Source organism: Acinetobacter endophylla (assembly GCF_053543775.1).
In genome coordinates this window covers 97,862-113,128 of the sequence record NZ_JBLVOM010000312.1, presented here as the reverse complement: position 1 = coordinate 113,128, position 15,267 = coordinate 97,862, and the positions used below count along the sequence as shown (strand labels likewise).

Sequence of the window (15,267 nt, the reverse complement as noted above, 5' to 3'; positions counted from 1 at the left end):
CATATAAGCCCTTTCGTGTACAGGACTATCACCGTCTACGGTCGCACTTCCCAGAGCGTTCCACTAGAACTTATATGACTTAATGGGCTCTTCCCCTTTCGCTCGCCGCTACTGAGGGAATCTCAATTGATTTCTTTTCCTAAGGGTACTGAGATGTTTCACTTCCCCTCGTTCGCCTTGCAACACTATGTATTCATGTTGCAATACCTACCTTATGGTAAGTGGGTTTCCCCATTCAGACATCTCCGGATCACAGGATATTTGCCGCCTCCCCGGAGCTTTTCGCAGGCTATCACGTCTTTCATCGCCTCTGACTGCCAAGGCATCCACCACATGCACTTAATTACTTGACTATACAACCCCAAACAGTCGTTTATCCTTACAAGTAGGATAAGCAACAGATTGTGATGATCTCTCATCACGCTCATACAGTTGGCGTTTGTGCACTTAAGCACCGTACAGCTTCAATTAGATTCATATACCAAAACGCTTGATTCAGTTAATTTCGCTAGTAACTCATTTCTTTCATCTTCACATCACAGTAATAAATCACTGCTAGTGTTAATGTCAGTCATGAGTATGAACAAATTATTTCAACTCAAATATATTCTGTTAATGATTTTTCCAGCCTTCGTCAGGTCAGGAAACTGTGATAAATCACAGAGGTTATCAAGTGCGCGTATCATAACGCTTGTACTTGTTAATCTCTAGGATCTAAACACTTGATCGCTTAAGGACTAAACTAACAATCAATACTGTATTGATTACTATGTCTAACGTAGCTTTTGTTAACTTTCAAGTGATAGCATTATAGCTTTGCTTTATGCATTACGATATGAAGTATGGTGGAGACTAGGAGAGTCGAACTCCTGACCTCCTGCGTGCAAAGCAGGCGCTCTACCAACTAAGCTAAGTCCCCAGCTTATCAATAAGTCAATGTATCGTTCCGTTCTGTTTGCTTCAGCACTTTCATGCTTCGTTAGTCAGATTTGGTGGGTCTGACAAGACTTGAACTTGTGACCCCACGCTTATCAAGCGTGTGCTCTAACCAACTGAGCTACAGACCCTCAGATACATCGTATGAAGAACAACTTGTTGTGGATTCTTACCAATCGTCAATCTTTCGTTAAGGAGGTGATCCAGCCGCAGGTTCCCCTACGGCTACCTTGTTACGACTTCACCCCAGTCATCTGCCACACCGTGGTAAGCGTCCCCCCTAAGGTTAGACTACCTACTTCTGGTGCAACAAACTCCCATGGTGTGACGGGCGGTGTGTACAAGGCCCGGGAACGTATTCACCGCGGCATTCTGATCCGCGATTACTAGCGATTCCGACTTCATGGAGTCGAGTTGCAGACTCCAATCCGGACTACGATCGGCTTTTTGAGATTAGCATCCACTCGCGTGGTAGCAACCCTTTGTACCGACCATTGTAGCACGTGTGTAGCCCTGGTCGTAAGGGCCATGATGACTTGACGTCGTCCCCGCCTTCCTCCAGTTTGTCACTGGCAGTATCCTTAAAGTTCCCGGCTTAACCCGCTGGCAAATAAGGAAAAGGGTTGCGCTCGTTGCGGGACTTAACCCAACATCTCACGACACGAGCTGACGACAGCCATGCAGCACCTGTATGTAAGTTCCCGAAGGCACCAATCCATCTCTGGAAAGTTCTTACTATGTCAAGACCAGGTAAGGTTCTTCGCGTTGCATCGAATTAAACCACATGCTCCACCGCTTGTGCGGGCCCCCGTCAATTCATTTGAGTTTTAGTCTTGCGACCGTACTCCCCAGGCGGTCTACTTATCGCGTTAGCTGCGCCACTAAAGCCTCAAAGACCCCAACGGCTAGTAGACATCGTTTACGGCATGGACTACCAGGGTATCTAATCCTGTTTGCTCCCCATGCTTTCGCACCTCAGTGTCAGTATTAGGCCAGATGGCTGCCTTCGCCATCGGTATTCCTCCAGATCTCTACGCATTTCACCGCTACACCTGGAATTCTACCATCCTCTCCCATACTCTAGCCAACCAGTATCGAATGCAATTCCCAAGTTAAGCTCGGGGATTTCACATTTGACTTAATTGGCCACCTACGCGCGCTTTACGCCCAGTAAATCCGATTAACGCTTGCACCCTCTGTATTACCGCGGCTGCTGGCACAGAGTTAGCCGGTGCTTATTCTGCGAGTAACGTCCACTATCCAAGAGTATTAATCTCGGTAGCCTCCTCCTCGCTTAAAGTGCTTTACAACCAAAAGGCCTTCTTCACACACGCGGCATGGCTGGATCAGGGTTCCCCCCATTGTCCAATATTCCCCACTGCTGCCTCCCGTAGGAGTCTGGGCCGTGTCTCAGTCCCAGTGTGGCGGATCATCCTCTCAGACCCGCTACAGATCGTCGCCTTGGTAGGCCTTTACCCCACCAACTAGCTAATCCGACTTAGGCTCATCTATTAGCGCAAGGCCCGAAGGTCCCCTGCTTTCTCCCGTAGGACGTATGCGGTATTAGCATCCCTTTCGAGATGTTGTCCCCCACTAATAGGCAGATTCCTAAGCATTACTCACCCGTCCGCCGCTAGGTAATGTAGCAAGCTACATTTCCCCGCTCGACTTGCATGTGTTAAGCCTGCCGCCAGCGTTCAATCTGAGCCATGATCAAACTCTTCAGTTTAATACTATGTAGTGCCTTAAAGGGCACCAATCTTGGCTCATCAATTTTCTGACAAATATTTCTCAAATAAACTTCGAGTAATTTCTACCATCAATCAATGAAAATAATTTCGATCAATCAACCAGTAAAAATCCACACAAGTTGTTCTTCATAATCTCTTAATGATCTTCTTGCTAATTCGTCACCAGCAAGCTAGGTCGGCTATATTACTCTTTATTTCTAAAGAGTCAACAGGTTTTATTGATTATTTTTAAACTTCTTCAAGACTTCTAGATTTCACCCTTTAGGCTAAATCCTTGTTTCTCAACAAGTTTTAATCAACATCACCGCCGATGGATGTGCATTCTACAGCATTTCAGAGGGCTTGCAACACTTCTTGCAAAGATTTTTTACCGTGTGTTTATTTTTCAAACCAATAAAAATATAAGTAACTGTTATATATCGTTAATTTATTTTCATTATTTTTGAATTTTATTGAGCACATCCAACAAAACCCATCTATTAACATAATAAGATATTGTTTTATTTGAATTTAAATTATAAAAGTCTTTATCACACGACTTATATCGTTCAATTCACATTCTATTTTTGTTTGATTCTTCAACAACCTGGCGTTTATATACATAAAACTTGTTTTATCTGGTCTTCTTCCAAGATACATAGGCCCGATTTAAATATGGAAATTTATTGCAACGCTAAAAATTAAAAAGCCATCGCTATTGAGCAATGGCTTTTAGAATATTAAGCAATAATTAGAATTTCATACTGACACGTGCCCAGTAATTACGTCCCATATTATTAAACTGTTCGGTTATTGGTAAACCTGTACCGGAAGCACCCATTTTATTTAAGTGCTCGGTATAAGTCCGGTCTAGAACATTATCGACTCCGACTGATACATCCACGCTATCCATGACATGGTAGCTACCGTTTAAAGACAAAGTGCCAAAGCCTGCGCTCTGCTTGTTGTCATAACCCACAATATTACCTTCGTTAAGACTGATCCGGTTTTGACCATCCACTACACGCCATAGCAATCCAAAATTATATTTGTCTTGAACATAGCGCAAGTTAACACGGGCTTCCAAAGGAGAGATTTGTGGTAACGGCGTATTATCTGTGGTGTTTTCACCCCAAGCATACATGGCACTGATATCTGCCTGAATTGCATCAGTAAACTGATAACCAATTCCAGCTTCTGCGCCTGCAATGGTTGCATCGATATTTCTTGAATCCGCACTATTCATTTTTGTTGGCTGCATCCCCCCCATATCATTATTCATAGGATGACTATGCCCAGAGTTTCCAGACTTAGGATAAGTCATCAGAATAAAATCCTGAATCACACCGGCATAAGCCGATACCCAAGAATTAAACGCGCCATGATGATGTTGATAACCCAGATCGAGTTGTAAGGTCTTTTCCGTTTCCAGTTGCTTAAATGTATTTGCAGTTATTCCATGATAATCGGTCTTAAATAATTCCCAATAATCAGGCACACGCTCCACATACCCCAGTCCGATATAGGTTTTACCATCATCATGTTCTGGATGGGTATTTTCAAAACGAATGAAGCCGCTTGGCAAGGTTTCCTGACGGTTCTGTCCAGTTTTTAAGGCATCAATGTCCACTTGATCGACCCGCACACCAGTAACCAATTTATTGTTATCACTTAGTTCATGACTTAACTCAGCAAAAACCCCATAGGACTGGAATTTCATATCTGTTGTTACATGAGAGTTCATCATGGGTTTAGTCGAATGGTACATGCCGCCCGCATGTTTATTTAATTGAGAATCTACACCACTGACTAACTGTAGCTTATCCCACTCATGAGTCATTGATAGTCGTGAATTTAAAGTTCGACGTGTAACGGTCATGGCTTTATTAGGTTCATCAACTTGACGTAAGCTAAAATTATCCATGACATGGTCATTAAAATTGTAGTTGACCTGCGCTTCTACTTTCTTAAGTGTCTCTGTTAGGTTTTGTTTTTGTACACGCAAACCTAAACTTTCACGTGCAAATTGAGAGCCATCCATCGTACGGCCAGCATAAACTGATTCACCATCTGCCTTACCGCCACTTAGCTCGACCCAAGTATCTTCATCTGGTGTCCAGCCAATCGCCAAATCAGTATTCCAGCGTTCCCAGTCTGAAGGAACTGTATTTCCATCCCCATCTTGATAACTATTCGATACCGAACGATTGGTATTCAGACGGATATATTTCTGTTCATCGCCTGCTGCGACTTCGACATTATGATCAAGGCGCCCGAAAGATCCCATCAAGACACTGGCCTGACCACGATAGTTTTGATCTTGATCAAACTGTTCCGGTGTACGTTCGAAAATCACCGTTGCCGCAGAGCCAGTATTGGCATATTGCACCGTCTGCGGGCCTTTAATCACCGAAATACGGTCATAGCTTTCCGGGGAAATATAGGAGGTCGGCGAATCCATCCGGCTTGGACAGGCCCCCAGGTTTTCCGTGCCATCAGTCAGGATTTTAATTCGTGAACCAAACATGCCGCGAAACGTCACATCACCATTGGTGCCGGCACCGCTATTGACCGAACTAAAGCCGACAATACTTTGTAAATAATCCGCACCATCACTGGCAGGAATCGGTTGAATCGGCTGTTTAGGGTCGGCGCGGACAATCAGCCCATTGGCATCATTACCTGCTGCTGACGTCACTACAATCGGGGCAAACGTCTGCACCGGCATGGCATCATTGGCCATCACCACCGAAGAATAACAAGCAACACAAATCGCAGCCGCAAGTGGCTGTAAAGAAAATTTAGGCTGAGCCATTTCTCTATCTCACTAAATACATAAATTAGGCACGGCTTGAGTCAATACCAACCCAAGCTGAAAAATGCAGATTTATGCAGGTAGTGGTGGCGCTCGCCCCTGAGGAATTAAGAAGAGTTGCTGAAGGACAAACCAGACATGCTTAAAGGTTTTTTGATAAGCAATTAAACGGACATGAATCCGGTCAAGAACCTGTTTGATGTCCAGATCAGGCGGTAAGACTAAATTGGCATAAACCGTACAGTACTGACACTGATGATTGGCATCATGATGATCATGTTGAAGATGATCGGATTGGACAAGGTGGCTATGCTCGCCAGCGCTATACTGCGCATGGGCATCTGTGGCGATAAAAAGCGCACGCGTGATGATTTCACAGACCGGAGCAACTTGATATTGCTTCGGTAACAAAGGCTGTAAAAATACAGCAATCTGTAGAAACACAGCTGCAAATGCAAATAGCAGCCCCGCGCGTAAAAACACAGGCTATTCCTAAAACATGCTTATGTCGATTATAGCAAAGCCCAATCAGAATTGGGCTTTGCTAGACCATTTAAATAAACTTTAAAATGATCCTAGCGTTTCACTGCCACCTTGTCTTTATTACGTTGGCGGACCAGTTTTTCCACTTTTTCACGTGCACGTTGACGTTTTAATGGCGATAAATAATCGACAAATAATTTGCCATTTAAGTGATCCATTTCATGTTGGATACACACAGCGAGAAGTCCGTCAGCATCGAGCTCAAATGCTTGACCTTCCAGATTAATTGCCTCAATTTTTACGCGTGACGGACGATCAACTTTATCGTATATTTGAGGAACTGATAGACAGCCTTCTTCGTAAGGCTGCGTTTCTTCAGTCAATGGTGTGATTTTGGGGTTAATAAACACCATCGGTTGATCTTTATTTTCAGACAGATCCATAACAATCAGCTGAATATGACGATCCACCTGAGTCGCGGCAAGTCCGATACCTGGTGCTTCATACATGGTTTCAAACATATCCGCAGCGAGCTGACGAATTTCATCAGTCACTTCTTCGACAGGTTGTGCAATGGTACGAAGACGGGGATCCGGGAAACTTAAAATAGGTAATAAGGCCATACTGCGTCCTCAATTATGCCATTGATCAAAAAACCAAATGAAGGGAATGCTTCATCAAAAAAATGTGTGTAAGATCGTTATTATAACGCAACTACGCACATAATTTTAGGAATTATGATAATGAAAAAGGTTTTGAAGGGCATGCCATTTTTTAGTGCCTTGGGGTTTAAAAATCAGATGCTGGCACTTGCCGTTTGTGTAGGCGTCAGTATGGGGACCATTCATTCTGCCGAGGCAGCACCTGCACGCAACGTCAATCCACCGGCATTAAAAGCCAATGCACCGAACGTTTATGTGGTGAAAAAAGGCGATACGCTTTGGGACATCTCGAAACGTTTCCTGAAAAATCCGGTACGTTGGCCGGAAATCTGGGCCAGCAATAAGCACGTGAAAAATCCACACTGGATTTTCCCGGGTGACCGCCTGTTAATGTGCGATTACCAGGGCCGTCCAATTATTGGTAAAGACGAAGGTGATGGTTGTGAAGGTATTATCAGCCGCTATCTTGGCAGTACTTCTCTGCAACCCCAGATTCGGGTTGAATCTTTAAATAATACCATTCCAGTGATTCCGCTTGAGCATATCAAGCAGTGGCTGGAACGCTATACCCTTCTGGCACCTGATTCAGTTCAGGGCACACCCTACATTCTCGGAACTGCAGATCAGCGCGTACTGGCTGGCAAAGGCCAGAAAGTTTATGCACGTGGTCACGGCCTGGTAGTGGGTCAACGCTATGCGGTGTATCGTGAAGCTGAACCGTATGTATTTACGGATGCAAATGGCAAGAAATATACGTCTGCACTCGAGCTGCAACAGGTGGCATCTGGTATTGCGGTACGTGGCGAAGGTGATGTCACCACACTTGAACTGACAGATAGTTACAATGCAGAAGTACGTCGTGGTGATCGCGTCTTGCCTGAATACGATCCAATGTTACCGACCCTGTTCTATCCGACCAATGCAGAAAATATTGCTGCCGGTGGTCAGATTGTGCGTGTATTGGGGTCGATTGGTACAGCAGCACGTCATAGTGTCGTCACCATTGACCGTGGTACGGCACATGGGGTTCAGACGGGTCATGTCTTTAGCGTGAATCAAAAAGGTGAAGTGGTGACTGATCCGAAAACCAAAGAACGGGTGCAATTACCGGGCGAGCGTATTGGTCAGGTCATGGTATTTAAAACCTTCGATCAATTGAGCTACGCTTATGTGCTGGAAAGTGAATTACCAATCAAGGTTGGTGCCAACATTCAGCCGCCACTATTAGAAGACTAAGCTTTTAAACGGGATGATGTGGATTGATCGGCATCATCCCTCTTGTTTGAACTCATACCCATAATAAGAAGACACCGAAATAGGTCTCACCATGTTGAATACATTGTCGACAGCGCAAATCCATGCCATTACGCTGTGGTATTTACTGCAACACTCCCTCAGCAGCTTTTATAAAATCAGTCAGCATTATGCAGACCTCGCCCATGCAATTGATGGTTCTCAAACCGAAACCTGGCGTAAGTTGGGCATTCATAAAAACCACATTCAGCGCCTGCAAGATTTCCAGTCAAGTGAGTCGCAGCTCCATTTTCAGCGCAGTCTTGAGCAGATCCAGTTGCACAGTGACTTTGTGCTTTTACATACAGATGCCGAATATCCACAGCAATTGAGCCATTATGCGCATAAGCCGCCAATCCTGTTCGGGCAAGGGTATGCAGATCAATTGCTGCAACCGCAAATCGCGATTGTGGGGAGTCGCAAGCCAAGTCTGCACGGCCGGCAAGTCGCTTATGACTTTGCTTTTTATTTGAGTGAACAGGGTTTTTATATTAATAGTGGCCTGGCACAAGGGATTGATGAAGCAGCACATCAGGCCGCATTACAACATCGGCGAACGATTGCAGTGATGGGCACAGGCATTGAACAGACCTACCCTGCCGCCCATCAAACACTACGTCAGCAAATCATCGAACATGGAGGTACGGTCATTACTGAGTTTTTGCCATTTACTCCCCCCTTACAGCAGCATTTTCCACGGCGTAACCGAATTGTCAGTGGCTTAAGCCTCGGGGTGATTGTGGCAGAAGCCGCCTTGAAAAGCGGTTCATTGCTGACCGCACAATGGGCAGCGGAACAAGGCAAGACCACATTCGCCATCCCGGGGCATATTTACAGTGAACATCATCAGGGCTGTCATAAACTGATTCGTGAAGGCGCGATTTTAATTGAGCATCCACAGCAAGTAATCGAGGATCTGGCCTTAGCCACCCAGTGGCAATCAAATGCAAATCATTTAAAAAAAGACAGTCCGCCTGAGCAAGCAAGTACCATTCCACCGCATTTAATTCATCTTTATAATCAACTTGATTGGGTCGGACAGACCCTGGATCAGCTCAGCCTTCAGTTACAGCAAGAGGTCTCTGCTCTGACCAGTCAACTGATGGAACTGGAGCTGCTTGGCTTTACTACTCAACAAGCCGGCCTGTATCTACGTTGTCGGATTCTGAAATAAGGTTCACAATAGTGCTTTGTTGTTTAATATAAGGTATCCACATGATCACTACCTCTGTTGCCGAAGCAGCAGCATGGCTTAAAGACGGACAAGTCTTGGCATATCCCACAGAGGCTGTTTGGGGCTTGGGTTGCGACCCCTATAATAAACAGGCATTTCATCAAATTTTAGAATTGAAGCAGCGCCCGATTGAGAAAGGTGTAATTTTGTTGGCAGCTCATCTTTCACAGGTAGAACACCTGCTGCAGGATTTAAGCGAAGAAATGCGTGAAAAAGTGATTGAATCCTGGAGCAATGACAGGCCTGCTGAGCGTGCGACCACCTGGCTGCTTCCTGCAAATAAAGATATTCCTGACTGGATTAAAGGTCATCATCCTAAAGTAGCCGTCCGCGTGACCACTCACCCGCTCTGTGTCGCATTGTGTCAGGCCTTTGGCGGTTTTATCGTTTCTACCAGTGCCAACCCTGCCGGCATGGAACCTGCCCGCTCACTGCAGGATGCGATCCGCTATTTTGACCAGAACCTGAATTATCTGAATGGTGACCTCGGTTTAAGTCAGCAACCAAGCCGGATCATTGATGCAGTGACTGGCGTAGTTATTCGTGTCTGATTTAGTCGGGACACTCAAGCCCGACTAAAGTTTTAAGACAAAAAAAAGCTCAGCCATATAGGGATGGCTGAGCATAAAAAAGGATGTGCATAAATCACATCCAGAGGGTTCAGAAAATCTCTGGGAGTCTGATAAAACAAGGATTTTCTTGCTTGATCATTCTCGATGGGCGCATTATGAAAGAAACTGAGTACAACGACAAGTATAATAAAACAATCAAATAATACATATTTTCTATTAATAGCAAACAATTTTTGACCAATATTCAAAATATCTTGCTCTTTCTATTCTCTTTTTAAAATAAAACGATATTTTTCTATTTGTTTTAACATTTGAAAATTAGCATTTAAAAGGGGATTTCAATTAAAAAAAATTGTTCAAAAGATCAATATTTAATCAGAAAAAATTCTTAATCAGCTCTTTTAATTCCTGATTAAGCGGATCTTCCGGGATATTGTGCCCAGAGGATTCCGAGTAAAATGATGCCACCGCCGATACTGTGATACATGGTCCAGGCTTCGCCCAGCCACAAATATGCGACTACTGCGGTAAAGACAGGCATCAGATTCATAAAAATACTGCTGCGATTGGGACCAAGTTGTTGCACAGCCATCATCCAGAACAAGGGTGCGGCAATAGAAGGAAAAATTCCGGCATAGATAATGCTGGCTGCATTAGCATGATTGATGCTATCCAGACCTAAAATCAATACCAAAGGAATATGATAGAGAAAGGCCATAAAAATCTGGATATACAGGCTCACTAAGAGTGGAATCTGAATCTGCCATTTTTTCAGAAACACGCCATAACAGGCATAGAAAAATACTGCGATCAACATCAACAGATCGCCAATATAACTTTCACCGACAGTTAAAAACTGCAGGCCCTGCCCTTGTGCCATGACATACATCAAACCAATAAAGGACAAGAGACTTCCCAGCACTGCAGCCTGTGTCGGGCGAATCTTTAAAACAAAAATACCCACGATAATGGTAAAAATAGGAATAAAGGCATTGATCAGGCCCATGTTGGTGGCAGTAGTGTAGTGTGCCGAGCTATAAGCCAGCCCCTGATACAGCACCATTCCCAGCGCACTCAAAATGGCAAAATGTCCGAGATGCGGACGAATCTGCGGCCACGCTGCTTTGACTTTGGGCAACATGAATGGAGTTAAAATCAGTAAGGCCAAGGCCCAGCGGTAGAAACTGATACTGATGGGAGAAATATAATCTGCCACATAACGGGTAACCGTCATATTCAGAGACCAAATCAAAACTGCGGCCAGTGGTAAGGCCATGGCCCACCAGACTGCCTTTTGTTGCTGTGTCATACTTTCATCCATGAGTCGCTGGTCTTGTTATTAAGCTATGCCTATTCGCGCATCCTAGCATAATAGATTTTTCACATAATATTGAGGCAATTTGCAGCTTTAAGTAACTGAGCTCACCTGTTTTTACTTGTACTGAAAGCGAATACCCGTTAAAACAAATACCGTTCAGTCGCAATAAACAGGAAATCTAATGACTCGCTCTGTATATGACATTCCAGTCAAAACCATTGAAGGAACAGAAACCACTTTAAACCAGTACCAAGGTAAGGTTTTGCTGGTGGTTAACGTCGCATCTAAATGTGGCCTGACGCCGCAATATGAAGGCTTACAAAAACTGTATCAGGACAAAAAAGCGGAAGGTCTGGAAATTCTGGGCTTCCCTGCCAATAACTTTTTGGAACAGGAACCGGGTAGCGAAGCCGAGATTCAGGAATTCTGCTCAGTGAATTATAAAGTTGACTTCCCGCTATTTGCTAAAATTTCTGTCGCGGGTGAAGACAAGCATCCTTTATATGCCAACCTTACGCAGGCTGTACCGGAACGTATTGGTGAAGGCCCTTGGTGGAAAGATCTGGTCGATTATGGTTTAACCCCAAATCAGCCACCAGAAGTGCTCTGGAACTTTGAAAAATTCCTGATCAATAAAAATGGTGAAGTAGTGGCACGTTTTGCTCCAGATATTACTGCAGATGATCAACGGATTGTCGATGCAGCGAATGCAGAAATTGCAAAATAATTCTCGATTATTCTCATAATCATCAAGCTTGAAATAAGTATCTATTTTCTTGGTAGATACTTATTTTTTTATTTAAAAACGATTATTTAATTGCATTAAAATTCACCTAAAACATTTTCAAAATGATTGCAGGTCAAAAAAGCCAATTTGGTAAGGAAAGCGAACTTCAGAGTTCTTTTTTAATAAATTTTTTCCTATTTTTAAATAAGGAAACATTCGGAACCCAGAAGAATTGTTATGAGTTTGCAACAATCTTTTTTATCTCCATAGTTTGTCCTTATATTAGATACTATTAAAATTCCATCATCTGTATCGAGACCCTGATTCCATGTCCAAGATTCTTGCCAATGCTGTCCTTCCTTTCGCATTATTTAGCTCAGGAATTTTACTGATGGGCTGTGAACAGGCCGTCGAAGCACCGGCTGAACAGGCAGATACCACGACGTCCGATCTGGAACCAGCCTCTCAGCAACAGAGCTCAACAGCGCAAACCGAACTTAAATCGGGCAATATGTTTTATATGGTTCGTGATGTAGCCGACTTGCAGCTCAAGGCCGGCAGTTATGTGGAACAGTTAAAACAGACCCAGACCGAACTGCAAACGGCGGTCGAAGCCAAGGATACCCAGCAACTGCAGTCCACTGCGACTCAGCTTCAACAGCAACTCAGCAGTTTTAATCAGGTGCTGGGCAACCTGAACTTGAAAAGTCAGGAAATTGACCAGATTCGTGACAACATCATGACCGCTAATCAGCAAGTTCTGGCTTCTCCTCTTTTAAACGGCCAGGTAGATTTCAGCCAAGTAAACTTGAAAAAGATTGAATCGCAGATGGTGAATGTGCAATCCGAAATGGTCAAACTGGCCGGCTTGCTGATCCAGAATCCAGATCAGGAATCAGAGAGCAATACTGATCAGGACAATACTTAAAATACCTAAAAATCTCATTTTAAGGCGCTTAATCGAAAAGCGCCTTTCTTAACTGCGGTGCAGGCTATACACTGCAATGGATTATAAAAATTATATTTAGATCAGGAATTTTCATCTAATCAGATCATCAGGAGTTCAATCATGTCGAATTCAGTGCTGTATTCTATGGTTCCAGTCACATCCCGGCTTGATCTGAAAGATCCTTTTATTTTTACCGTTCATCATCAAGATCATTATCCACAAGGCAATGCCGAATTAGGCCCAGTTTCCCCGCCACAGCAGCATGAATATGACATGTATTATGGCGAGAGTATTCCCGGTTTTCCGGAGCATCCGCATACTGGCTTTGAAACCATTACCATTGTCGAGCGCGGTTATGTCGATCATTTTGACTCGCTGGGAAACTCGGGACGTTATGGCGCGGGTGATGTGCAATGGCTGACTACCGGCAATGGGGTACAGCATTGCGAGATGTTTCCTTTAGTCCATCAGGATCAGGACAATCCTCTGGAGCTGTTTCAAATCTGGCTGAATTCCTCACCGGAACAGAAAAAACAGCCAGCCGATTATAAAATGTTGTGGCGTGAACAGATTCCACATGTATTTTCAGCCGATGCGGGCGGACGTAAAGCGGAGATCCGGGTCATTTCAGGACAGTTTAAACAGACTCAGGCACTGGATCGTCCGCCACATTCATGGGCAGCCATGCCAGAGAATCAACTCAATATGTATTTAATCACTTTAAAGCCGGAAGCAGAATTAACCATTCCTGCCAGCACTGCTACTGCAACGCGTTTTTGTTATTTTTATCAAGGTAAAAGCCTGGAACTGGAAGGACAGAAGATAGCGCCGAAGCATCTACTTGAACTCAAACCGGATGCAGATATTCAGCTCAAAGGTGGGCTGCTGGAATCACATATTTTATGGCTGGAAGGTGAACCGATCGGTGCACCGGTGGCTATGCATGGGCCTTTTGTGCTGAATAGTGCGCAAGAGCTAGATACTGCTTTTCGCCGTTATCGCGAAACCCAGTTTGGTGGCTGGCCTTGGCCAAGTGCTGAACCGTCATTTGCACCAGAACATCCGCGCTTTGCCAGTTATGAAGGCGGCAAACGTGAAGAATATCCAGACCAACCAGACAAAGAAGCCACTGAATAGTGGCTTCTTTGACATCAGATCATATTATTTTTTCGGGCTTCTGACGACAACTAGTTTCTTCTGCACAAATTCTCTAAAACCATCAATCGATAGTTCATGCCCATAACCGGAATTTTTAATTCCACCAAATGGTAACTCAGGCGTGGTATCAGTAAACCAGTTGATCCAGATCATGCCAGTTTCTACCCGTGACGCTAGCTTTTTCGCCCGCTCGATATCCTGTGAATGAATCACACCACCCAGACCATAATTGGAATCATTGGCAATTTCGACAATTTCATCATCATCCTTCGCCACATAGATTTGTGCCACTGGGCCAAAAAATTCTTCATACCAGGCTTCATTTTCACGCGTGATATTTTCCAGAATGGTTGGTGCATAGAAATTGCCTTGATGTTCTACAGCTTTGCCGCCAGTGACCACAGTCGCGCCTTGTGCTACTGCCTTTTCGACCTGCTCGCTGAGTTTTTCCAGCGCATCTTTTGAAGACAGCGGTCCTAAAGTGGTTTCAGGATCGAGCGGATCACCCAGTTTTAACTGTTCAAAAGCTTTCAGCATGCCGGCCTTGAATTGTTCGGCAATTTTTTCATGCAGAATAAATCGCTTCGCCGCCGTACATACCTGCCCGGCATTATTGACACGCGCCTGACAGCCTAACTTGATCGCGCGTTCCAGATCTGCATCATCGAGTACGATGAACACATCATTACCGCCCAGTTCCAGCGTTGATTTTTTAAGATGTTTTCCGGCCTTTTCAGCGACTGCACTGCCCGCACCTTCTGAACCTGTCAATGCCACACCACGCACACGCTTGTCTGCAATCACCTCAGCGACCTGATCACCACTGATAAACAGATTGGTCCAGACACCTTTGGGTGCGCCTGCATCCAAGACCAGTTGTTCAAAGGCTTCCGCACATTGCGGTACAATTCCGGCATGTTTTGCCAGAACCGGATTACCGATGGCACAGTTCGGTGCAAACACTCGCATCAGTTGATAAAACGGAAAGTTCCACGGTTCAACTGCCATAACAATGCCCAATGGATGATGCTCGACCCAAGCTTCGCCCAGTTCCGTTTCATAGGACACGGGCGCTAAAAATTCTTTGGCATGATCAGCATAGTATTCTGCAATTTTGGCACAGGTTTCGATTTCGCCTTCACTCTGCTTGATCAGTTTCCCCATATCCAGAGTCATGAGCTTGGCCAGTTCAGACTTTTGCTCTCTTAAAAGCTCGGCTATGTTCTTTAATACTTTAATTCTTAAATCGGCCTGCTTCGACCATTCTGATTTTAAAATCTTTTCCGCACCATCCAGTGCATTTTGAATATCTTGATCGCTATGGGAGGGGTAGTCTTTCAATTTTTGATTGGTAAATGGATTAATAGATTGATAAGCCATGATTTTCCCT

General features: G+C 44.4%; 11 protein-coding genes, 2 tRNA genes and 2 rRNA genes. 6 read left to right on the top strand and 9 right to left on the bottom strand.

What is annotated here, in order from left to right; translation table 11 throughout:
• The 7 genes from ACNPNW_RS17040 to def all read right to left on the bottom strand — a co-directional run.
• Positions 1 to 353: ribosomal RNA gene (locus tag ACNPNW_RS17040) — 23S ribosomal RNA — on the bottom strand; the annotation flags it as partial.
• A 490-nt stretch (positions 354 to 843) separates the two neighbouring features.
• Positions 844 to 919 (bottom strand) — tRNA-Ala (locus ACNPNW_RS17035).
• A 71-nt stretch (positions 920 to 990) separates the two neighbouring features.
• Positions 991 to 1,067 (bottom strand) — tRNA-Ile (locus tag ACNPNW_RS17030).
• A 60-nt stretch (positions 1,068 to 1,127) separates the two neighbouring features.
• Positions 1,128 to 2,665, bottom strand: a 16S ribosomal RNA gene (locus ACNPNW_RS17025).
• 752 nt (positions 2,666 to 3,417) lie between these two features.
• Positions 3,418 to 5,481 carry a TonB-dependent copper receptor gene (locus tag ACNPNW_RS17020; protein WP_004732586.1) on the bottom strand — a complete coding sequence of 688 codons (2,064 nt, stop codon included), beginning with the start codon at positions 5,479 to 5,481 and terminating at the stop codon, positions 3,418 to 3,420.
• Positions 5,482 to 5,553: 72 nt separating this feature from the next.
• Positions 5,554 to 5,964: a DUF2946 family protein gene (locus ACNPNW_RS17015; RefSeq protein ID WP_004732588.1), complete on the bottom strand. Its 411-nt coding sequence runs from the start codon at positions 5,962 to 5,964 to the stop codon at positions 5,554 to 5,556.
• A gap of 92 nt (positions 5,965 to 6,056) precedes the next feature.
• Positions 6,057 to 6,587 carry a peptide deformylase gene (gene def / locus ACNPNW_RS17010; RefSeq protein ID WP_004644875.1) on the bottom strand — a complete coding sequence of 177 codons (531 nt, stop codon included), beginning with the start codon at positions 6,585 to 6,587 and terminating at the stop codon, positions 6,057 to 6,059.
• A 120-nt stretch (positions 6,588 to 6,707) separates the two neighbouring features.
• Here def and ACNPNW_RS17005 point away from each other — a divergent pair, with 120 nt between their 5' ends.
• The 3 genes from ACNPNW_RS17005 (at position 6,708) to tsaC (ending at position 9,704) form a co-directional block, all read left to right on the top strand.
• Positions 6,708 to 7,862 carry a LysM peptidoglycan-binding domain-containing protein gene (locus ACNPNW_RS17005; RefSeq protein WP_004644874.1) on the top strand — a complete coding sequence of 385 codons (1,155 nt, stop codon included), beginning with the start codon at positions 6,708 to 6,710 and terminating at the stop codon, positions 7,860 to 7,862.
• A gap of 91 nt (positions 7,863 to 7,953) precedes the next feature.
• Entirely contained in the window at positions 7,954 to 9,093 is a 1,140-nt protein-coding gene (dprA, locus tag ACNPNW_RS17000; RefSeq protein WP_005245292.1) for a DNA-processing protein DprA, read from the top strand.
• A 41-nt stretch (positions 9,094 to 9,134) separates the two neighbouring features.
• Positions 9,135 to 9,704 (top strand): L-threonylcarbamoyladenylate synthase type 1 TsaC, encoded by a 570-nt coding sequence (gene tsaC, locus ACNPNW_RS16995; RefSeq protein ID WP_004732594.1) that lies wholly within the window; start codon positions 9,135 to 9,137, stop codon positions 9,702 to 9,704.
• 433 nt (positions 9,705 to 10,137) lie between these two features.
• Here the strand turns inward: tsaC and ACNPNW_RS16990 are convergent, their stop codons facing one another.
• Positions 10,138 to 11,034, bottom strand: a complete 897-nt coding sequence (locus ACNPNW_RS16990; protein WP_253114787.1) for a DMT family transporter — start codon at positions 11,032 to 11,034, stop codon at positions 10,138 to 10,140.
• 190 nt (positions 11,035 to 11,224) lie between these two features.
• Between ACNPNW_RS16990 and ACNPNW_RS16985 the strand changes: the two genes are divergently transcribed.
• The 3 genes from ACNPNW_RS16985 to ACNPNW_RS16975 all read left to right on the top strand — a co-directional run bounded on the left by ACNPNW_RS16985 (position 11,225) and on the right by ACNPNW_RS16975 (position 13,856).
• Entirely contained in the window at positions 11,225 to 11,770 is a 546-nt protein-coding gene (locus ACNPNW_RS16985; RefSeq protein ID WP_448767215.1) for a glutathione peroxidase, read from the top strand.
• Positions 11,771 to 12,098: 328 nt separating this feature from the next.
• Entirely contained in the window at positions 12,099 to 12,698 is a 600-nt protein-coding gene (locus ACNPNW_RS16980; RefSeq protein ID WP_004732599.1) for a PM1805 family lipoprotein, read from the top strand.
• A 141-nt stretch (positions 12,699 to 12,839) separates the two neighbouring features.
• Positions 12,840 to 13,856: a pirin family protein gene (locus ACNPNW_RS16975; protein ID WP_448767214.1), complete on the top strand. Its 1,017-nt coding sequence runs from the start codon at positions 12,840 to 12,842 to the stop codon at positions 13,854 to 13,856.
• Positions 13,857 to 13,880: 24 nt separating this feature from the next.
• Here ACNPNW_RS16975 and ACNPNW_RS16970 read toward each other — a convergent pair whose 3' ends face one another.
• Positions 13,881 to 15,257 (bottom strand): NAD-dependent succinate-semialdehyde dehydrogenase, encoded by a 1,377-nt coding sequence (locus ACNPNW_RS16970; protein ID WP_004281002.1) that lies wholly within the window; start codon positions 15,255 to 15,257, stop codon positions 13,881 to 13,883.
• Positions 15,258 to 15,267 lie beyond the last annotated feature (10 nt).

Coding starts and splice junctions, on each gene's coding strand:
- ACNPNW_RS17020 (WP_004732586.1), bottom strand. CDS start 5,481: ATGGCTCAGCCTAAATTTTCTTTACAGCCACTTGCGGCTGCGATTTGT.
- def (WP_004644875.1), bottom strand. CDS start 6,587: ATGGCCTTATTACCTATTTTAAGTTTCCCGGATCCCCGTCTTCGTACC.
- ACNPNW_RS17005 (WP_004644874.1), top strand. CDS start 6,708: ATGAAAAAGGTTTTGAAGGGCATGCCATTTTTTAGTGCCTTGGGGTTT.
- dprA (WP_005245292.1), top strand. CDS start 7,954: ATGTTGAATACATTGTCGACAGCGCAAATCCATGCCATTACGCTGTGG.
- tsaC (WP_004732594.1), top strand. CDS start 9,135: ATGATCACTACCTCTGTTGCCGAAGCAGCAGCATGGCTTAAAGACGGA.
- ACNPNW_RS16990 (WP_253114787.1), bottom strand. CDS start 11,034: ATGACACAGCAACAAAAGGCAGTCTGGTGGGCCATGGCCTTACCACTG.
- ACNPNW_RS16985 (WP_448767215.1), top strand. CDS start 11,225: ATGACTCGCTCTGTATATGACATTCCAGTCAAAACCATTGAAGGAACA.
- ACNPNW_RS16980 (WP_004732599.1), top strand. CDS start 12,099: ATGTCCAAGATTCTTGCCAATGCTGTCCTTCCTTTCGCATTATTTAGC.
- ACNPNW_RS16975 (WP_448767214.1), top strand. CDS start 12,840: ATGTCGAATTCAGTGCTGTATTCTATGGTTCCAGTCACATCCCGGCTT.
- ACNPNW_RS16970 (WP_004281002.1), bottom strand. CDS start 15,257: ATGGCTTATCAATCTATTAATCCATTTACCAATCAAAAATTGAAAGAC.